Genomic DNA, 23570 nt, shown 5'->3' on the forward strand with positions numbered 1-23570 from the left:
TCCAGCACCACATCCACACCCCGGCCACCGGTCACATCCAGGAACGACCGCTCGAAATCCAGATCACGCGAAGACGCAATGTGCGAATCGTCCAGACCCGACCCGCGCAACGTCCCCCACTTCCCAGGACTCGCCGTGCCGAACACCTCAGCACCCAGATGCCGCGCCAACTGCACCGCAGCCATACCCACACCACCCGCAGCAGCATGGATAAGCACCGACTCACCCGCCTGGAGACCGCCCAAGTCCACCAGCGCGTAATACGCCGTCAGGAACACCACCGGCGCAGCCGCAGCCTGCCCGAACGACCACCCCTCCGGGATACGGGCCAGCAAGCGGCGATCTGCCACCGCCATGGGACCGAAGGATCCGAAGAACATGCCCATGACCCGGTCACCGGGCTTCAGATCACTCACTCCGGGGCCGACCTCCAGCACCACCCCGGCGCCCTCACTGCCCAGCAGCCCGGCCTCACCCGGGTACATGCCGAGCGCGTTCAGCACGTCGCGGAAGTTGACCCCTGCCGCACGAACCCCGATGCGTACCTGACCTGCCCCCAACTCGCCCTTCACCTCAGGGCACTCCACCAGGCGCAGCTTCTCCAGGGTGCCCTTGTCGGCGATGTCCAGTCGCCAGGCCTCCGCCTCGGGCGGGGCCAGACCGTCCGTGGACGCGACCCGGGCGAGCCTCGGTGCGTACACCGCTCCTCCTCGCACCGCCGCCTCAGGCTCTCCGCCCGCCAGTGCGCCGGGGACGGCGGCCATCGAGTCCGCACTCCCGTCGAGGTCGATGAGAGTGAATCGGCCTGGGTTCTCGACACCGGCGGCACGTACCAGGCCCCAGATGGCGGCCTGCGCCGGGTCCGGGCGGTCCGCGTCCGAGGTGCTCACTGCGCCGTAGGTGACGAAGACCAGCCGGGAGGCGGCGAAGCGCTCGTCCTCCAGCCACTCCTGCAGCAGTGCGAGCGTTCGGTTGGCGGCGGTGCGCGCCGCGGTGGCAGCGCCGCTTTCGCTCGCATCGCTCGCGCAGGTGACCATGACCACGGGAGGCACCTCGTCGGCGAGATCGCTCAGGCTGTCGCTCACGTCCACCCGGATGCCGACGCCGTCCAGGGCCGCGGCCTGTGCCATGTCCCCGACGACCGCCCATGGCTCTTCCACCTGAACCGCGGGCACGGGCACCGTGACCCAGTCCACCTGGAACAGCGCGTCGTGGAAGGGAGCGTTGCCGCTCACCTGCTCTCCAGATACCTGACGTAGCGTCAGTGAATCGATGGAGGCGACCGAACCTCCCGTGGGGTCGGCCAGTTCGAGAGAGACCGACTCGGGTCCGGACTGGACGAGACGTACGCGCAGGGCGGTGGCCCCGGCGGCCCTCAGGGAGACCCCGTTCCAGGAGAACGGCAGCCGGCCCCGGCCGACATCCTCCATGGACACGAACATCATCGCGTGCAGTGCGGAGTCGAGCAGCGCGGGGTGGAGCCCGAACGCACCGGCCAGCCCGTCGTGCTCCTCCGGCAGCGCTACCTCGGCGAAGATCTCATCGCCGCGCTGCCAGACGGCCTTCAGCCCGCGGAAGACCGGGCCGTAGGCGAATCCGGCCTCGGCGAAGCGGTCGTAGAAGTCGTCGACCGGGGCGGCGTGCGCGTCGCGCGGCGGCCAGACTGCGAAGTCGTACCGCTCGTCCTGGTCCGCTGCCGCGCCGGTGGACACCACGCCACTGGCGTGGAGTACCCACGGCTGCTCGGCGAGGTCGTCGTCCGGTCGCGCGTACAGGTTCAGCGTGCGCCGCCCCGACTCGTCCGGTGGCTCCACGGCGAGCTGCAGCTGTACGGCACCGCGCTCCGGCAGGACCAGCGGGGCGGCGATGGTGAACTCGTCCACGCGGTCGCAGCCCACCTCGTCGGCCGCACGCACGGCAAGTTCGAGGAAGCCCGTGCCGGGGAACAGGACGGTCCCGGTCACGGCGTGGTCTGCGAGCCAAGGGTGGGTGCGTAGCGACAGCCTGCCGGTGAAGAGGAAGGCGTCGGATCCGGCCACCTCCACCGCCGCACCGAGCAGGGGGTGGTCCGCCGACGAAAGACCCGCCGAGCCGATGTCACCGGTCGGCATGACGGGCGGCTTGGGCCAGTAGGGGTGCCGCTGGAAGGCGTAGGTCGGCAGGCCGACCCGGCGTGCATCGCGCCCTGCGAATGCGGCCTCCCAGGTGAGCGGCACACCGTCGGCGAACGTCTCGGCGAGGGCGGTGAGCAGGCCGACAGCCTCCGGGCGGTTCTTGCGCTGGGTGGTTACGAGAAGATGGCCGGGCTCGTCCACGCATCCCTGGGCCATGGCGGTCAGCGTGCCGTCAGGGCCGATCTCCAGGAACCGTGAGACCTCGTGCTCCTCGAGCCACCGGATGCCGTCGGCGAACCGGACGGCCTCCCGCACATGCCGCACCCAGTACGCGGGAGAGGCCAGGTCCTCTGCGGTGGCCAACTCGCCCGTGACATTGGAGACCACCGGGATACGCGGCTCGCCGAATGTCACGCTCTCCGCGACCGTACGGAACTCGGCCAGCATCGGCTCCATCAGCGGCGAGTGGAACGCGTGGCTCACCCGCAGCCGCTTCACCTTCCGGCCCTCGGCCTCGAACTGCTTCGCCAGCTGAGTGACCGCGTCCTCATCACCGGAGACGACGACCGACTGAGGCCCGTTCACCGCCGCAATGCTCACCCGTTCCTCATCCAGGAGCGGCAGCACCTCGGTTTCCGATGCCTGGAGCGAGACCATCGCCCCACCCGCCGGCAACGCCTGCATCAACCGGCCACGCGCCGCCACCAGACGACACACATCCTCCAGCGACCACACCCCCGCCACATGCGCAGCCGCCAGCTCACCGATCGAATGCCCCACCACATAGTCCGGCCTGACACCGAACGACTCCACCAACCGGAACAGCGCCACTTCGACAGCGAAGAGCGCCGGCTGCGTAAAGCCCGTCCGATTCAACGCATCCGCGTCATCACCGAAGACGACATCCCGCAGCGGCAACTCCAACTCACCATCAAAATAGGCACACGCGGCATCAAACGCCTCAGCGAAGACCGGGAAGGCGTCGTACAACTCCCTCCCCATACCGACCCGCTGGGCACCCTGCCCGGTGAAGAGCAAAGCCGTCCGGCCGCCTGCCTTGGCCGAGCCGGTGACCGCGTTCGAAGACGGTTCGTCGTCGGCCACGGCGGCCAGGCCGCGCAGCAACTCGTGCCGATCCTCACCGAGGATCACGGCCCGGTGCTCCATGACGGACCGGGTGGTGGCCAGCGACAGCCCCAGATCGGTGGCGCGCAGATCCGGATGGGCCTCCACGTGCGCGAGCAGCCGTGCGGCCTGCGCACGGAGCGCGGACCTGGTCTTGCCGGTGATCACCCAGGGGAGAGCGGAGGATTCCGCAACCGTCCGGGTGCCCTCGGCGTCGTCCGCAGCTGAGGTCGGAGCCGCTGTTTCCAGGGGCGGTGCCTCGTCGGCGGTTGCCAGGGGCCGTGCCTCGTCCGTGGTTTCCAGGGGCGGGGCTTCCTCCAGGATGGTGTGTGCGTTGGTACCGCTGATGCCGAACGACGACACACCAGCGCGCCGCGGCCTGTCGGTCTCCGGCCACTCCACGGCCTCGGTGAGCAGTCGTACGTTCCCCGCCGACCAGTCCACATGCGACGACGGCTCACTCGCATGCAAGGTCTGCGGCAGGACCCCGTGCTGCATCGCGAGCACCATCTTGATCACACCGGCCACACCCGCGGCCGCCTGCGTGTGACCGAGATTCGACTTCACGGAGCCCAGCCAGAGTGGACGATCGTCCTCGCGTCCCTGGCCGTAGGTGGCGATCAATGCCTGCGCCTCGATCGGGTCGCCCAGCGTCGTCCCGGTACCGTGCGCCTCCACCGCGTCCACATCGGAGGTGGCCAGCCCCGCCCCCGCCAGCGCCTGCCGGATCACCCGCTGCTGCGAGGGACCGTTCGGCGCGGTCAGACCATTAGACGCACCATCCTGATTCACCGCGGATCCAGCCACCACCGCCAACACCTGGTGACCGTTCCGCCGGGCATCCGACAGCCGTTCCACCACGAGCACACCAGCGCCCTCGGAGAAGCCCGCACCATCCGCCCGGTCCGAGAACGCCTTGCACCGGCCGTCAGCGGCCAGCCCGCGCTGCCGGCTGAAGTCCACGAACAAGCCTGGCGTCGACATCACCGTCACGCCGCCGGCCAGCGCCAGGTCACATTCGCCCGACCGCAGTGACTGCAATGCCAGGTGCAGCGCCACGAGCGATGCCGAGCACGCCGTATCCACCGTCACCGCCGGCCCCTCAAGACCGAACGTGTACGACAGCCGCCCCGAGACCACGCTCGCCGCATTGCCCGTACCGATGTAGCCGCCCAGGTCGTCCTCGCCCGACGCCACCAACAGCCCTGTGTAGTCCTGGCCGTTGGTGCCCGCGAAGACCCCCGTACGGCTGCCGCGAAGCGTCACCGGGTCGATCCCGGCCCGCTCGAACGCCTCCCACGACGTCTCCAGCAGCAGACGCTGCTGCGGGTCCATCGCCACCGCCTCGCGCGGCGAGATCCCGAAGAATCCCGGATCGAACTCATCGACACCCGGCAGGAACCCACCCTCACGCGTGGAAACCTTCCCCGGCAGCCCCGGCTCCGGGTCGTACAGCCCCTCGACATCCCAGCCGCGATCGGCCGGGAACGGGACCACCCCGTCCCCGCCCGCGCTCAGCAGCCGCCACAAATCTTCCGGTGACCCCACTCCACCGGGGAAACGACAGCTCATCGCCACAATCGCCACCGGCTCGTCGTGCTCTGCCACCGCAGCGGGAAGCGCGGCGGCGGGCTCGCCGTTCGGTGCCGTGCCGGACAGTTCGGCCAGCAGGAAGTCCGCGAGCACCGCGCAGGTGGGATAGTCGAAGACGAGAGTCGCAGGCAGCCGCAGGCCGGTGATGCTGTTCATGCCGTTGCGCAGCTCGACGGCACTGAGCGAGTCGAACCCGAGGTCGCTGAAGGCCCGTTCGGGGTCGACCGCCGAGGGTCCGGCGTAGCCGAGCACGGTGGCGACGTAGCTGCGTACGACGTTCAGGACCGTGCCGGCGCGTTCGGACTCGGAGAGTCCCGCAAGGTGCTGGTGCAGTTTGGACGTGTCGGAGCCGCTGTCGTCGCTCTCCCGCGCGGCCTCCAGGACACGTTGCGCGTCGGGAAGATCGCGCAGCAGTGCGCTGGGCCGGGGAGCCGTGAACGCGGGGGTGAACCTGTCCCATCCGATGTCGGTGACGGAGATGTACGTCTCGTCGTGGTCGAGGGCCTGCCGCAACGCGCCGCAGGCCATCCCGGGCTGCATGTCATACACGCCGTAGCGCCTGAGCCGGTCGCCGACGGCGCCCTCCCCCATGCCGTCTCCCGCCCAGTGTCCCCAGGCGACAGCGGTGGCGGGGAGCCCTGCGGCGCGGCGCCATTGGGCGAGTGCGTCGAGGAATGCGTTGCCGGGGGCGTAGTTGCCGAGCCCCGGGCCGCTAATGGTGCCCGATGTGGAGGAGAAGAGCACGAACGCGGAAAGGTCTCGCTCCCGGGTCAACTCGTGCAGGTTGAGCGCCGCTGTGACCTTGGCGCGGAGCACGGTGTCCATGCGGCCGGGGTCGAGGGAGTCGATCACGCCGTCGTCGAGGGAGCCCGCGACGTGCATGACCGCGTCGAGCGGGTACTGCTCGGGGATAGCCGCGAGCAGGTCGCGCAGTGCCTCGCGGTCGGCGACGTCACAGGCGGCGATGGTGACGCGGGAGCCGAGCGCGGTGAGTTCGGCTTCGAGTTCCGCCGCGCCCGGCGCGTCGGAGCCGCGGCGTCCGGTGAGCAGCAGGTGTTCGGCGCCTTCCCGGGCCAGCCAGCGCGCGATGTGGCCGCCGACCGCTCCGGTGCCGCCGGTGACAAGTACGGTGCCGCGGGGCCGCCAGGTGCGCTGTGCCGGTGCGCCGGCGAGCGGCGCGCGTACGAGACGGCGGCCGTAGGCGCCGGAGGCACGTACGGCGATCTGGTCCTCGCCGTCCGGTCCGGCGAGCAGTCCGCACAGCCGGTCCGCCGCCCGCCTGTCGAGGACTTCGGGCAGGTCGACGAGGCCGCCCCAGCGGTCGGAGTGCTCCAGGGCGACGACGCGGCCCATGCCCCAGACGAGCGCCTGGCGGGTGCTCGTGACGGACTCGGAGCGGCCGATGGTGACAGCACCGCGGGTCCCGCACCACAGGGGCGCCTCGATGCCGAGGTCACCGAGTGCCTGGATGAGGGACAGGGACCCGGACAGGCCGACGGGCACGGAGCGGTGTTCGGGGTGCGCCCGCTCGTCCAGCGCAAGCAGCGAGAGTACGCCGGTGACGTCGTCGTCGCCGAGCGCGTCCCGCAGCTGTCCGGCAACCCGCTCGCGGCAGGAGCCGTCTTCGGGGGTCAGCTCCACCAGGCGTACCCGGGCGCCGTGGGCGGCGAGCGCGTCCCGTACGGCGGCCACGCGGTCGTCGGCGGCTTCTGCCGCCGGGGCTGCCAGCAGCCAGGTGCCGCCCAGGGCGGCGGAGGTGCGCTCGGCGAGCGGCGACCAGCGCACGGTGTACCGCCAGCCGTCGACGGTGGACTTCTCGCGGCTGTTCCTGCGCCACGACGACAGGGCGGGCAGTACGGCGCTGAGCGGCTCGCTGCCGTCGAGGTCGAGCGTGTCGGCGAGCGCCTCGAGGTCCTCCTGTTCGACGCTCTGCCAGAACCGCGCTTCGACTGCGTCGGACGTCGGCCCGTTCTCGCTGTCGGCCGCGGCCAGTTCGCGTGCTTGCGGCCAGTACCGCTCGCGCTGGAACGCGTACGTCGGCAGGTCGACGCGGTGCGCGCCCGTGCCGGCGTAGACGGCGGCCCAGTCGACGGCCACGCCGTGCGCGTGTGCCTCGGCGAGTGAGGTGACGACTCGGTCGAGGCCGCCTGCGTCCCGGCGCAGGGTGCCGAGCACGGCGGCGTCCGCGCCGAGCGCGTCCACGCAGTCCCGTGTCCCGCCGGTCAGCACGGGGTGCGGGCTGACTTCGATGAACGAACGGTGTCCGGCCGCGAAGAGGCCGCGGACGGCGTCCTCGAACCGCACGGTCTGCCTCAGGTTGGTGTACCAGTAGTCGGGCCCGAGCCCGGAGGTGTCCTGCCACTGACCGGTCACGGTCGAGAAGAATGGGATTGAGGCGTCGACCGGGCTGATCCCTTCCAGCGCGCCGAGCACCTGCTCTCGCACCGCCTCGACCTGCGCCGAGTGTGAGCCGTAGTCGACGGCGACCTTACGGGCCTGCACGCCGTCGCCGGTCAGCGCGGTGAACAGCTCGTCGAGCGCTTCCGCCTCGCCGGAGACGACGACGGACGCTGGCCCGTTGACGGCGGCGACGGACAGCCGCTCGCCCCACGGCTCGATGCGCTCGCGCACCGCTCCGACGGGCAGCTGCACGGACATCATGCCGCCGCTTCCCGTGATGGCGGTGATGGCCCGGCTGCGCAACGCCACCACGCGTGCTCCGTCGTCCAGGGTCAGTGCCCCGGCGACACATGCGGCGGCGATCTCGCCCTGGCTGTGCCCGACGACCGCGTCGGGCTCCACTCCGTACGAGCGCCACAGTTCGGCGAGCGAGACCATGACGGCCCACAGGGCGGGCTGTACGACGTCGACCCGTTCGAGGTCGGGCGCGTCGGCGTCGCCCAGCAGGACAGCTGTCAGCGACCAGTCGACGAAGGGGGCGAGAGCCTGTTCGCAGGCGGCCAGGCGGTCGGCGAACACCGGCGAGCTGCCGAGCAGTTCGCGTGCCATGCCCGCCCACTGGCTGCCCTGTCCGGGGAAGACCATCACGGGGCGGGCGGCGCCGCCATGTGCGACGCCTCGCGGCACGTCGGAGACCATCGCGCCCTCGGCGATCTCACGCAGGCCCCGGTCGAGGTCCTCCCGGCCGGCCGCGACCAGCACCGCCCGGTGCTCGAACGCGGACCGGGTCGTGGCGAGCGAGTACCCGATCCCGGTGATGTCCAGCTCGCCCGGCCGGGCGAGGAGGTGTGAGCGCAGCCGCGCGGCCTGGTCACGCAGGGCGTCGTCGGTGCGCGCGGACAACGGCACCGGCACCACCGGGAGTACGGATTCGGCGGCGGTGTCCCGCGGGGTCCGCTGCCGGGGTGCTTCCTCGACGATGACATGCGCGTTGGTGCCGCTCATCCCGAACGAGGAGACACCTGCCCGGCGCGGCTCGTCCCCGTGCGGCCAGGCGACGGCCTCGGTGAGCAGCCGTACGTTGCCCGCCGTCCAGTCGACGTGCGGGCTCGGCTCGTCGGCGTGCAGAGTCCTGGGCAGCAGGCCGTTGCGCAGCGCCATGACCATTTTGATGACGCCGCCGACGCCTGCGGCGGCCTGGCTGTGCCCGATGTTCGACTTGAGGGAACCGAGCCACAGCGGACGGTCGTCGTCCCGGTCCTGGCCGTAGGCGGCGATCACGGCCTGCGCCTCGATCGGGTCACCGAGTGTCGTCCCCGTGCCGTGCGCCTCGACGGCGTCCACCTGACGCGGGGCGAGGCCGGCGCCGGCGAGCGCCTGCCGGATGACACGCTGCTGGGCAGGGCCGTTGGGCGCGGTGAGTCCGTTGGACGCGCCGTCCTGGTTGAGGGCGCTGCCGCGTACGACGGCCAGCACCGGGTGCCCGTTGCGCCGGGCGTCGGACAGCCGCTCGACGACCACCATGCCGACACCCTCGGCCCAGCTCGCTCCGTCGGCATCGGCCGAGAACGGCTTGCACCTGCCGTCCTCGGCGAGCGCCCGCTGCCTGCTGAACTCGATGAGTGAGCCGGGGGTGGACATCACCGTCACGCCGCCCGCGAGCGCGAGGTCGCACTCGCCCGCCCGGAGCGCCTGGACGGCCAGGTGCAGGGCGACCAGGGAGGACGAGCAGGCGGTGTCGACGCTGACCGCCGGCCCTTCGAGGCCGAGGGTGTAGGAGATGCGACCCGACAGCACGCTGGGCGAGTTACCGGTGCCGATGTATCCCTCAAAGCTGTCCTGTGCTCCGCTGAGGATGCCGACGTAGTCCTGGTAGGTAACGCCCGCGAAGACACCGGTCAGGCTGCCGCGAGCCGCCGCCGGGTCGATCCCGGAACGTTCCAGGGCCTCCCACGACACTTCGAGGAGCAGCCGCTGCTGCGGGTCCATCGACAGCGCCTCGCGGGGACTGATCGCGAAGAAACCCGGGTCGAAGTGGCTGGCGTCGTGCAGGAAGCCGCCTTCGCGGGCGTAGCACGTGCCGGGGTGGTCAGGGTCCGGGTGATACAGGCTGCCGAGGTCCCAGCCGCGGTCGGCGGGGAACGGAGAGATGCCGTCGCCGCCCGAAGCGACCAGCTCCCACAGCTCCTCCGGGGTACGGATACCGCCCGGATAGCGGCAGCTCATGCCGACGATGACGACCGGGTCGTTGTCGAGGGGCGTGCTGACGGGCTTGGGCGCGGAAGCGCCCGTTTCGCCGGTGAGTTCGTCGTCCAGGTAGCGGGCGAGCGCTGCCGGGGTCGGGTAGTCGAACACGAGCGTGGCGGGCAGCCTCATGCCCGTCTCCGCGTTGAGCCGGTTGCGCAGCTCGACAGCGGTGAGGGAGGTGAAGCCGAGGTCGGTGAAGCTCCGGGAGGGCTCCACCTCGTCGGCGCCGGCGTATGCAAGGACCCCGGCGACCTGGGTGCGTACGAGAGCCAGGAGCACGCGGCCGCGTTCGCCCGCGCCCTTTCCGGCCAGCTGCCGCGCCAGGCCGGAGGCCGCCCTCGCCCGTTCACGTACGGCGATCCGGCGCCCGGTGCCCTGCGCGCCCTGCGCCAATGTGGTGAGGACGGTCGGCAGGGGCGATGCGGAGCCGCGCAGGGCTGCGCGGTCCACGCGCGCGGGCAGCAGCACGGTCCGGCCCGACGCCTGGGCGGTGCCTACCAGAGCCGCGACGTCTTCTGCCGGCAGCGCGGAGAGCCCCGGGTTGCCGGCGTAGGGCGGCGGGAGCAGCGCGAGAGAGGGCAGGCCGGACGCCGCGCGCTGGTGGGCGAGCGCGGCCAGCTGCCCGCACGACGGAGCGTCGGCCGGGCCGATACCGATGAGGACGAAGGCGGACAGAGGGCTGTCGCTGTCCACGTCGCCCACGCCGCCTACGTCGTGGACGTCTATCCTGCGGGTCAGCTCGTCCAGGCGCCGGGCGGTACCGATGTCGCTGCTCCGGCGGAGGTCGGCGGTGTGGACGACCGCCCTGAGGGGTCGTCCGGGCGGGATCGCGGCGAACACCGCCGCCAGGGTGTCCGGATCCTGGTCCTGGTCCTGGTCCGCGAAGGTCTCCACGTGCGCCTCGACGTCGAGCGCTTCAGCGAAGTGCTCGGCGAACTGCTCAGCGAACGGGCCGGTGACCAGTACGGTTCCGCCAGGCTCCACGTCGAGCCTCGTGGGCGCGGTCGATGCGCACCTGGTCAGGCGCGCCGCCGACACCTCACCGGCACGGACCGCGATCTCGGACTCGCCCGTGTCGATCGCGGCGGGCAGGACACGGAGGGAGTCGATGTGGCCGTCGACGTCCACGAGCACGATCCGGCCCGGGTGTTCGGTCTGGACGGCGCGGAGTTCTGCCCACAGTGCGGCGGCTTCGGGGGCCGGTTTCTCGTCACCGATGGCGACGGCGCCGCGGGAGACGAACACGAGGCGGGCCTGCGATTCCTGGGCGGTTTGGTCGCTGAGGACGGCGTGCGCTTCGGCTGCTGTGGCGACACCGGTCACCAGTACGGCATCGGCCGCCATGGAAGTGGAATCGGCAGCCGTCGTGGAGTCGGCAGCCGACGTCGAGTCGGCGGCCGTCGTGCCCAGAGCCTCGGCCACGCCCAGCGGGTCGCTCCCCACGACGGTCAACCGCGCCCCATCGGCGTCTGCTTCTACGGTGAGCGGCGTCCAGTCGAGACGGAGCAGCGAAGCCGGCAACGACACCGTACGGTCGCCACGGTCGCCCCGGTCGCCCCGGTCCTCGTCGGTCTTCCGCATGAGCATCGACTGGACGGCGATCACCGGCCGGCCAGAGCCGTCGGCCGCGTGGAGGGACACCCCGTCAGGCCCGCGCCTGGCCAGCCGGATCCGCAGTGCCGTCGCGCCGGTCGCATGCAGGGATGCCCCGCTCCACGCGAACAGCACGGCCCCTGTCGCTACGCCGTCCAGCAGGCCGAGGCCGAGGGGGTGCAGCGCCGCGTCCAGCAGTGCGGGATGGAGGGAGAAACCCTCCGCCTCGGACTCGGATCCGGCCCCGGACGCAGACTCGGACTCTGGCAGTTCGACTTCGGCGTACACACCGTCGGCGCCCTGCCACACGGCTCGCACGCCGCGAAAGGCCGGACCGTAGTCGAACCCGGCCGCCGCCAGCCCGTCGTACAGGTCGTCGAAGTCCACGGGTTCCGCTCCGGCGGGCGGCCATACCCCGAAGTCGAAAGCCTCCGGCTGGGCGCTCTCCGCCAGGACGCCGCTCGCGTGTCGCACCCACGGCGCATCGGCCGGCGCTGCGCCGGGCCGCGCATATACCCCGAGAGCCCGGTCACCGGCAGCATCCGGGTCCTCGATGCGTACCTGGAGCTGGACCGCGCCGTCCTCGGGGAGTACGAGCGGTGCTTCGAGGGCGAGTTCCCTGACGTGGGAGCAGCCGACCTCGTCCCCCGCGCGCACTGCCAGCTCCAGGAGGGCTGTGCTCGGTAGCACGATCGCGCCCGCGATGCGGTGCTCGGCGAGCCACGGCTGCGTCCGCGAGGAAAGTCGCCCGGTCAGAAGCAACTCATCGCCACCGGCCAGGGATACCGCTGCGCCCAAGAGGGGGTGATCGACGGCGCCAAGCCCGATCGAGGAGGCATCTGCGGTGGTAGAGGGGATGTCAAGCCAGTAGCGCTGGTGTTGGAAGGCGTAGGTGGGCAGGTCGACGGGGCGGGTGGTGGTGGGGAAGAACGTCTGCCAGTCGACGTCGATGCCGTGGACGAATGCCCGTCCGGCGGCGGACAGTACCGCGGACACCTCGGAACGGTCCCCACGCAGCACAGGTATCAGGGCATGGTCCGTCTCCTCGTCAAGGCATCCCTGGGCCATGGCGGTCAGCGTGCCGTCCGGGCCGATCTCCAGGAACCGGGTGACGCCGTGCTCTTCCAGCCGGCGGATGCCGTCGGCGAACCGGACGGCCTCCCGCACATGCCGCACCCAGTACTCGGGAGACATCAGATCCGTGGCGAGTTCACCCGTCACATTCGAGACCACCGGGATACGGGGCTGCTCGTAGGTCACACTCTCGGCGACCGTACGGAACTCAGCCAGCATCGGCTCCATCAACGGCGAATGGAAGGCATGACTGACCCGCAGGCGCTTCGTCTTGCGGCCCTCGGCCTCGAAATGCGCGGCGATCTCCGCAACGGCCAATTCCTCACCGGAGACGACAACCGACTGCGGCCCGTTCACCGCCGCGATACTCACCCGCACCAGATCCAGCAGCGGCAGCACCTCAGCCTCCGACGCCTGAAGCGAGACCATCGCCCCACCCGCCGGCAGCGCCTGCATCAACCGGCCACGCGACGCCACCAGACGACACGCATCCTCAAGACCCATCACACCGGCCACATGCGCGGCCACGAGCTCACCGATCGAATGCCCGAGCAGGAAATCGGGCCGGACACCGAATGACTCCACCAGCCGGAACAACGCCACTTCGACCGCGAACAACGCAGGCTGCGTAAACCCCGTCCGACTCAACGCATCCGCGTCATCACCGAACACGACATCCCGCAGCGGCAACTCCAACTCACCATCAAAATAAGCACACACCGCATCAAACGCCTCAGCGAAGACCGGGAAGGCGTCGTACAACTCCCTCCCCATACCGACCCGCTGCGCACCTTGCCCGGTGAAGAGCAGAGCCAGCCTTCCGCCGGCCTCCATCGCACCCGTTATCGCATTGGCAGCAAGGGTTCCCTCGGCCACATCGGCAAGTCCCCGGAGGAGTTCCTCTCGCTCGGTGCCGACTACGACGGCTCGGTGTTCGAGCTGCGCCCGCGTCGTGGCCAGGGCGAACCCGACATCCGGCAGACGGAGTTCGGGCCGGGCTTCCACATACGCCAGCAAGCGCTCCGCCTGCCCCCGCAGACCAGCCCGACTCCGCGCCGAAACCACCCACGGCACAACACCCGAACCACCCACAACAGCCACCGGCGCGGAAGAAACCTCCTCCACCGGAGCCTGCTCGATCACCACATGCGCATTAGTGCCACTCACCCCGAACGCAGACACACCCGCCCGACGTACACGTTCGCCCTCCGGCCACTCCGCAGCCTCGGTCAGCAGTCGTACATTCCCCGCCGACCAGTCCACATGCGACGACGGCTCATCCGCATGCAACGTCCGCGGCAGGACCCCGTGCTGCATCGCCAGCACCATCTTGATCACACCAGTCACACCCGCGGCCGCCTGCGTGTGACCGAGATTCGACTTCACCGACCCCAGCCACAACGGCCGGTCCTCCTCACGCCCCTGGCCGTACGTCGCGAGCAGCGCCTGCGCCTCGATCGGGTCGCCCAGCGTCGTGCCGGTACCGTGCGCCTCCACCGCATCCACGTCCGAAGCCGAAAGACCCGCCCCCGCCAACGCCTGCCGGATCACCCGCTGCTGCGAGGGACCATTCGGCGCGGTCAGGCCGTTGGACGCACCGTCCTGGTTCACCGCAGAACCGCGCACGACCGCCAGCACCCGATGGCCGTTGCGCCGGGCATCCGACAACCGCTCCACCACCAGCACACCAGCGCCCTCGGCCCACCCGGTGCCATCCGCAGCATCCGAAAACGCCTTGCAGCGACCATCAGCCGCAAGTCCGCCCTGGAGACTGAACTCAACGAAGGCACCAGGGTTGGCCATGACCGCCACACCGCCGGCCAGGGCAAGATCGCACTCACCCGACCGCAGGGACTGCGCTGCGAGGTGCAGGGCGACCAGCGAAGACGAACAAGCTGTGTCCACCGTTACCGCAGGCCCTTCAAGTCCCAGCGTGTAGGCCACCCGACCCGACAAGACGGCTCCCGAGCTGCCGGTGAGCAGGTGCCCCCCAAGCCCCTCCGGAGCCTCCCGCAGCCCCGACCCGTAGCCCGAACTGCTGGCACCGACAAACACACCGGTACGGCTGCCCTTGACCGACGTAGGCCGGACACCGGAGCGTTCGAGAGCTTCCCACGAGGTTTCCAGCAGCACACGCTGTTGCGGGTCGATCGCCACCGCTTCGCGTGGGCTGATGCCGAAGAACGCCGGATCGAACTGCGTAGCGTCCTGAAGGAAGCCACCCGAACCTGTTCGGCTCGCGCCGGACTGGTCTGCATCGCTCCCGTAGAGGGCGTCGAGGTCCCAACCCCGGTCGGTGGGAAGCTCGGAGATCGCGTCCTCGCCTCCGGCCACCAGCCGCCACAGATCCTCCGGGCTCGCCACCCCACCCGGCAGACGGCAGCTCATCCCGACAATCACCACCGGATCGTCCGACGTGGACACAACCACCGGCAGATCAGAAGACGCCTCAATCCCGGACCCGAACAGCTCATCACCCAAGAAGCGCGCCAGCTCCACAGGCGTCGGGTAGTCGAAGACCATTGTGGCGGGGAGTCGCAGTCCGGTCTCCCCGTTGAGCCCGTTGCGCAGCTCGACCGCGGTCAGCGAATCGAAGCCCAACTCTCGGAATGTGGCGCCGATTTCGAGCTGTGCCGATTTGGTGTAGCCGAGGACTGCTGCGGCGTGGGTACGGACCAGATCCAGCAGTGCCCGGTCCCGCTCCGCAACCGGCAACCCCGCCAAACGCTCCCGCACCACCGCCGAACCGGACTCACCACGACCCGCCTCCAGAGCCTTACGCACCTCCGGCAGGTCTTCCAGCAGAGGGCTCGGGCGGGCGCTGGTGAACGCCGGAGCAAACCGCGCCCACTCCACATCCGCCACCACCACCAAGCCTTCGACGCCCACAACGGCCTGCTCCAGCACCGACAACGCCAGCCCCGGATCCAGCGGCCTCAGCCCACGACGCCGCAGATGCTCCTCCGCACCATCCCCGGCCGCCATACCGCCCTCGCCCCAGGGACCCCACGCCACCGCACAGCCCGCCAGCCCCCGCACCCGACGCGCCTCAACCAACCCGTCCAGAAACGCATTCGCCGCCGCATACGCGCCCTGACCACCACTGCCCCACACACCAGAAATCGAGGAGAACACCACAAACGCATCCAGCTCCCGATCACCCAAAAGCTCATCCAAATACGCCGCCCCACCGACCTTCGCCCCCATCACCCCAGCAAAATGAACCCCATCCACCTCAGCCAGAGATCCCGAATCCGCCACACCCGCAGCATGAAACACGGCGTCCACCGGGTGCTCGGACAGCAACTGCTCCACCGCGTCCCGGTCCGCGACATCACACGCCACCACCGACACCCGCACACCCAGAGCCGACAACTCCGCCTCAAGCTCCCCAGCCCCGGGAGCCTCCGGACCACGGCGGCTGGTCAGCACCACATGCTCCGCGCCCCGCTCGGCCACCCACCGAGCCACCCGCCCGCCCAGCGCACCCGTACCACCCGTGACAAGGACCGTCCCCCGCGGCACCCAACCCTCAACACCCCCGCCAAGCACCGGAGCATGGACCAGTCGGCGGCCGAAGACCCCCGACCCCCGCACCGCCACCTGATCCTCAGTGCCATCGGCCAGCACCCCTGCCAACCGATCCAGCACCCGCCCATCGATCTGCTCCGGAAGATCGACCAGACCGCCCCAACGATCCGGGAACTCCAGCGCCGCCACCCGGCCCAGACCCCACACCGCCGCCCCAACCGCATCCGGAGCCCCATCCGACCGGCCCACAGACACAGCCCCACGAGTCACCACCCACAAACGACCCGCAACACCCGCATCCCCCAACGCCTGCACCACAACAGCCGTATCCACCACATCCACGGCACCCACCAACAGCACACCAGCAACCGGCCCATCACCCAGCCCGGCGAACTGCTCAGCCAGCACAGCCCGATCCACACCAGGACCGCACTCCACCCGAACCGGTACACACCCCCGAGAGACCAGCCCATCCACCACCGAGGAAACCCAGCTCTCCCCCGCCGGAACCACACAAAGCCAACGCCCACCCAATGCCTCGCCGGCCCTGGCAGCTACCGGCTTCCACTCAACCCGGTACTGCCAGCCCTCAGCAGGACCGGAGTCAGGTGCGGGGGTCGGCCAGAAGCGCTCACGCTGAAACGGATAAGTCGGCAGATCGACTCGCCGGGCAACAGGCAAGAGCGTCCACCAGTCCACGTCCATGCCGTGAACGAAGGCACCGGATACGGCTGTCAGCAGAGCTTCTTCCTCAGCGCGGTCCTTCCTCATGGCCGTAAGCAGTTGGAGATCCGGCTCTGAGAGGCAGGACTGCGCCATGGCGGTCAGGGTGCCGTCCGGGCCGATCTCCAGGAACCGGGTCGCGCCGTGTTCTTCCAGGCGGTGGATGCCGTCGGCGAACCGGACGGCCTCGCGCACGTGCCGCACCCAGTACTCGGGAGACGTCAGATCTTCAGCGGTGGCCAACTCGCCCGTGAGGTTGGAGATGACCGGGATACGGGACGCCTCGTAGGTCACGCTCTCCGCGACCGTACGGAACTCCGCGAGCATCGGCTCCATCAACGGCGAGTGGAACGCATGGCTCACCCGCAGCCGCTTCACCTTCCGCCCTTGCTCCTCGAACCGGCCGGCGATCTCCGCAACCGCGGATTCCTCACCGGAGACGACAACCGACTGCGGCCCGTTCACCGCCGCGATGCTCACCCGCTCCAGGTCCAGGAGCGGCAGCACCTCAGCCTCGGTGGCCTCAAGCGAGACCATCGCCCCACCCGCCGGCAGCGCCTGCATCAACCGGCCACGCGACGCCACCAGACGACACGCATCCCCAAGACCCATCACACCGGCCACATGCGCAGCCGCCAACTCGCCGATCGAATGCCCGAGCAGGAAATCGGGCCGGACACCGAACGACTCCACCAGCCGGAACAACGCCACTTCGACCGCGAACAACGCAGGCTGCGTAAACCCCGTCCGACTCAACGCATCCGCGTCATCACCGAACACGACATCCCGCAGCGGCAACTCCAACTCACCATCAAAATAAGCACACACCGCATCAAACGCCTCAGCGAAGACCGAGAAGGCGTCATACAACTCCCGCCCCATCCCCACCCGCTGCGCACCCTGCCCCGCGAACAGCAGAGCCAGCCGACCCTCAGCCTTGGACCCCCGTATGACACCAGGTGTCTTGCGATCCCCAGCGAGAGCGGCCAAGCGGTGAACTGCCGATGCATGGTCGTCGGCCAGCACCACAGCGCGGTGGTCGAACACAGAACGGGTCGTAGCGAGCGAGAAGCCGACATCCGCCAGGTCCAGTTCGGCGTCGTCCTCGTAGGCCGCCATCAAGCGGGCGGCCTGGGCACGCAGCGCGGACTCGGTACGTCCGGAGATCACCCACGGCGTGACGGACCGACGCTCAGGCGAGGGCTGGGGAACGTCGGCTATGGCGACTGGTTCCGGGGCGCGTTCCAGGATTACGTGCGCATTTGTGCCGCTGATTCCGAACGACGAGACACCCGTCCGACGAAGCCGATCGCTCTCCGGCCACTCCACGGCCTCGGTCAGCAGCCGAACGTTCCCCGCCGACCAGTCCACGTGTGGCGAGGGCGAATCAACGTGCAACGTCCGCGGCAGGACCCCGTGCTGCATCGCCAGCACCATCTTGATCACACCGGCAACACCGGCAGCCGCCTGCGTATGACCGAGATTCGACTTCACCGAACCCAGCCACAACGGCCGGTCCTCATCCCGGTCCTGACCGTATGTCGCCAGCAGCGCCTGCGCCTCGATCGGATCACCCAACGACGTACCCGTACCGTGCGCCTCCACCGCGTCCACATCCGAGGCCGAAAGACCCGCCCCCGCCAACGCCTGCCGGATCACCCGCTGCTGCGAAGGACCATTCGGCGCCGTCAAACCATTCGACGCACCGTCCTGGTTCACCGCAGAACCGCGCACCACCGCCAGCACCCGGTGACCGTTCCGCCGCGCATCCGACAGCCGCTCCACGACCAGCATCCCGACGCCCTCGCCCCAGCCCGTGCCATCCGCACCCGCACCGAATGCCTTGCACCGGCCATCCGCAGCCAGCCCGCGCTGACGGCTGAACTCCACGAACGCACCAGGCGTGGACATGATCGTGACACCACCGGCCAGGGCGAGGTCGCACTCCCCCGAACGCAGCGCCTGAGCGGCCCAGTGCAGTGCCACCAGCGACGACGAGCACGCCGTATCCACGGTCACCGCCGGGCCCTCGAGGCCCAGCGTGTAGGCCACTCGCCCGGACACCACGCTCGCGGCGTTTCCGGTGCCGACATAGCCTTCGAAATCATCCGGAGAGTGAGCCAGCAGAGCCGGATAGTCCTGACCGTTTGTTCCTACGAATACGCCGGCCCGGCTGCCTCGCAGAGAGTGGGGATCGATGCCGGCCCGCTCCACTGCCTCCCAGGACACCTCGAGAAGCAGACGCTGCTGCGGATCCGTCGCCACGGCTTCCCGGGGGCTCATGCCGAAGAAAGCAGGTTCGAACTGGTCCACGTTCTTCAGGAAACCGCCGACGTTGACGTAACTGGTCCCAGAGTGTTCCGGGTCCGGGTCGTAGACCGAACTCAAATCCCAGCCACGGTCGGCCGGGAATCCCCCGACGGCGTCCTCGCCGTCCGACAGCAGTTTCCAGAAGGCCTCCGGGCCGTCAACGCCGCCGGGGAACCGGCAGCTCATCCCCACGATGGCAATGGGGTCACCATCAACCACCGAGGGGGCCGCCAGCTGCTCGACGTCATCCTGGGCAGGCGCGATCCGCGTGCGCAGGAAGCGGGCGAGTGCGATCGGCGTCGGGTAGTCGAACACCACCGTCGCGGGCAGCGCGATCCCGCATGCCACGCCCAGCGCGTTACGTAGCTCCACCGCGGTCAGCGAGTCCACGCCGAGGTCCCGGAAAGCCCGGTCCGGGGGCACATCGGCGGGACCCGAGTAGTGCAGCACTCCGGCGGCTCGTGACCTGACCAGATCTGTCAGCACTCGTTCCTGTTCGCCCGACCCCCGCCCCTCAAGGCGCCGGCGCACTTCGGAGTGTTCACGCTCGCCACCCGTCCGGGCGATGAGCTCGACCGCAGTACGGACCTCAGGTAGATCGCCGATCAGCGGGCTGGGACGGACTGTGGTGAAGGCGGGAAGGAAGTCCGCCCAGGTGAGGTCGGCGATCACCAGGCCGGGCGTCCCGGAGCCGATCGCGGTCTCCATGGCGTCGATGGCCAGGTCCGGCCGCAGCGGGGACACTCCGCCCCTGCGCATCCGCTGCGCCGTCGTTTCGTCGCTCGCCATGCCGCTCTCGCCCCACGGCCCCCAGGCGATGGAGGTCGCGGGCAGTCCTTCGACTGCGCGCTGTTCGGCAAGAGCGTCCAGGAAGGCGTTGGCGGCCGCGTAGTTGGCCTGGCCGACAGCGCCGATGGCGCCGGCGAAGGACGAGAACAGGACGAAGGCCGAGAGCTCATGGCCTCGGGTCGCCTCGTGCAGGTTCACGGCCGAGGCAGCCTTGGCCCGCATGACGGTCGCGAATCGCTCGGGGGTCAGCGAATCGAGTACACCGTCGTCGAGGACGCCAGCAGCATGGAACACGGCGTCTACGGGATGCTCGGCCAGCAGCGCCTGGACCGCGTCCCGGTCGGCGACATCACACGCCACCACCGTCACGCGGACACCGAGAGCCGACAACTCCGCCTCAAGCTCCCCAGCCCCGGGAGCATCCGGGCCGCGGCGGCTGGTCAGCACCACATGCTCCGCGCCCCGCTCGGCCACCCAGCGAGCGACCCGCCCGCCCAGCGCACCCGTACCACCCGTGACAAGGACCGTCCCCCGCGCCCGCCAACCCTCAACACCCCCGCCAAGCACCGGAGCATGGACCAGTCGGCGGCCGAAGACCCCCGACGCCCGCACCGCCACCTGGTCCTCAGCGCCATCGGCCAGCACCCCGACCAACCGATCCAGCGACCTACGGTCCACAACCTCGGGAAGGTCGGCCAGACCGCCCCAACGATCCGGAAACTCCAGCGCCGCCACCCGGCCCAGACCCCACACCGCCGCCCCAACCGCATCCGGAGCACCATCCGACCGGCCCACAGACACAGCCCCACGAGTCACCACCCACAAACGACCCGCAACACCCGCATCCCCCAACGCCTGCACCACAACAGCCGTATCCACCACATCCACGGCACCCAGCAACAGCACACCAGCAACCGGCCCATCACCCAGCCCGGCGAACTGCTCAGCCAGCACAGCCCGATCCACACCAGGACCGCACTCCACCCGCTCAACCAGCGCACCACACCCCGCCAGCCCATCCACCACAGCCTCGGCCCGCGCGTCCCCGGCCGACACGAGGCAGAGCCAACGCCCACCCAACGTCCCACCGCTCTGCCCGGCCAGCGGCTTCCACTCGACCCGATAACGCCAACCATCCACCACCGACCGCTCACGCCGCTGCCGCCGCCAAGACGACAACGCAGTCAGAGCCTCACTCCACGAAGCATCACGATCGATCGCCAGATCCCCAGCCAGCGCGGTCGAGTCTCCGCGCTCAATCGCGTCCCAGAACTGCGCGTCGACCCCGTCGAGCGCCTGGGCTGAGGCGTCCTCCACCTCCGCCCCGGACGACTCCAGCCAGTAGCGCTCACGCTGAAACGGATAAGTCGGCAGATCGACAGGGAGGGCTCCGGGCAGCAGCGCAGTCCAGTCGAGCGCGGCACCGTGTGCGTGCAGCTGCGCTATGGCTGTCACTACGTTCCGTGCCTCGGGGCGGTCCCTTCGCAGTGCGGGCACCGCCGCCGGCACCGAGTCTTCTACACAGGCCTGTGCCATCGCGCTGAGCGTGCCGTCAGGACCGATTTCGAGGTAGCGAGCAACACTGTGCTCCTCCAGCCACCGGATAGCGTCGGCGAACCGGACGGCCTCGCGAACATGCCGCACCCAGTACTCAGGAGAGGCCAGATCCGTGGCGAGCTCGCCGGTCACATTCGAGACCACCGGAATACGCGGCTGCTCGTAGGTCACACTCTCGGCGACCGTACGGAACTCGGCCAGCATCGGATCCATCAACGGCGAGTGGAACGCGTGGCTCACCCGTAGCCGCTTCACCTTCCGGCCCTGCTCCTCGAACCGGCCGGCGACCTCCGCAACCGCGGATTCCTCGCCCGCGATGACCGTCGCCTGCGGTCCGTTCACCGCTGCAATGCTCACCTGCTCCAGGTTCAGCAGCGGCAGCACCTCAGCCTCGGTGGCCTCAAGCGAGACCATCGCCCCACCCGCCGGCAACGCCTGCATCAACCGGCCACGTGCCGCCACCAGACGACACGCATCCTCCAGCGACCACACCCCCGCCACATGCGCAGCCGCCAACTCACCGATCGAATGCCCCAGCAGGAAATCAGGCCGGAAACCGAACGACTCCACCAGCCGGAACAACGCCACTTCGACCGCGAACAACGCAGGCTGCGTAAAACCCGTCCGACTCAACGCATCCGCATCACCACCGAAGACCACATCCCGCAGCGGCAACTCCAACTCACCATCAAAATAAGCACACACCGCATCAAACGCCTCCGCGAAAACAGGGAAGGCGTCGTACAACTCCCGCCCCATACCGACCCGCTGCGCACCCTGCCCCGCGAACAGGAATGCCGTCTTCACACCCGACTTGGCCGTCCCCCGTACAACAGCTTCGGCGTACTCATCACGGGCAAGTGCGCCTAGTCCCGCGACCAGTTCCTCCCGGCTGTTCCCGAGTACGACGGCACGGTTCTCCAGCCCGGCTCGCGTTGCAGCCAGCGACCAGGCGAGGTCGCGTACGTCCTGCTCGGGACGGCCGTCGACGTGGGAAAGCAGCCTCCCGGCCTGCGCCCTCAGGGCGGCCTCGCTGCGTGCGGAGAGCACCCAGGGCAACAGCGGCAGCTGGAGGGATTCGGCCTTACCGCCCTCTTGCTCATCTCCGTCGGCGGGCTCCGTCTCGGGCGCCTGCTCCAGCACAGCGTGCGCGTTTGTGCCGCTGACGCCGAAGGCGGAGACCGCCGCGCGACTGGGCCGACCGCTCTCCGGCCAGCCCACGGCCTCGGTCAGCAGCCGAACATTCCCCGCCGACCAGTCCACATGCGACGACGGCTCATCCGCATGCAACGTCTGTGGCAGCACACCGTGCTGTAGCGCCAGCACCATCTTGATCACACCGGCCACACCCGCAGCCGCCTGCGTATGACCGATGTTCGACTTCACCGAACCCAGCCACAACGGCCGGTCCTCATCCCGTCCCTGCCCGTACGTCGCCAGCAGCGCCTGCGCCTCGATCGGGTCGCCCAGCGAAGTGCCGGTACCGTGCGCCTCCACCGCATCCACATCGGACGGCGAGAGACCTGCCCCCGCCAACGCCTGCCGGATCACCCGCTGCTGCGAGGGACCATTCGGCGCCGTCAAACCATTCGACGCACCGTCCTGGTTCACCGCAGAACCGCGCACCACCGCCAGCACCCGGTGACCGTTCCGCCGCGCATCCGACAGCCGCTCCACGACCAGCATCCCGACGCCCTCGGCCCATCCGGTGCCATCCGCAGCATCCGAAAACGCCTTGCAGCGGCCATCGGCCGCCAGGCCCCGCTGACGGCTGAACTCGATGAACGCTCCCGGCGTCGACATCACCGTCACCCCTCCCGCCAGCGCGAGCGTGCATTCGCCCGACCGGAGAGCTTGGGATGCCAGGTGCAGCGCCACCAGGGAGGAGGAGCACGCCGTGTCAACGGTCACGGCAGGACCCTCGAGTCCCAGCGCGTACGCGACACGGCCCGACACGACCGAGGTCGAGTTACCGGTCAGGAGATGGCCGCGAACGTCGTCCGGAATATCGCGAAGGCCGGCGCCGTATTCCTGGCCGCTGCACCCTACGAAGACACCGCTCCGGCTGCCCCTTACCCCGAGAAGGTCGATTCCGGCCCCTTCGAAGGCCTCCCAGGAGGCTTCCAGCAGCAGCCGCTGCTGCGGATCCATTGCGAGCGCCTCGCGCGGGGAGATTCCGAAAAAGCCGGAGTCGAACTCGTTGGCGTCATAGACGAAGCCGCCCTCGCGCGAGTAACTCGTGCCGGAACCGCGCGACTCCGGGTCGTACAACGCTTCGGCATCCCAGCCCCGGTCCTGCGGCCACTCGGAGATGGCGTCGTCTCCGCGTACCAGCAGGCGCCAGAAATCCTCCGGCGAGCTCACACCGCCGGGGAAGCGGCAGCTCATCCCGACGATCGCGATGGGCTCCTGCTGCTGCGATTCCAGCTCCTGCAGTCGCCGACGGGCGTTGTGCAGGTCGGCGGTGACCCACTTGAGGTAGTCCCGAAGCTGTTCTTCATTCGCCATGTGGAA

General features: G+C 69.7%; 1 protein-coding gene. It reads right to left on the reverse strand.

Annotation, left to right across the window (positions count from 1 at the left end; translation table 11 throughout):
* A partial coding sequence (locus ACFYWY_RS34935; protein ID WP_389194466.1) for a type I polyketide synthase occupies positions 1–23564 on the reverse strand: 23564 nt, incomplete at its 3' end.
* Positions 23565–23570: the final 6 nt, after the last annotated feature.

The sequence above is a fragment of the Streptomyces sp. NPDC002870 genome, assembly GCF_042888505.1.
Taxonomy (GTDB): Bacteria; Actinomycetota; Actinomycetes; order Streptomycetales; family Streptomycetaceae; genus Streptomyces.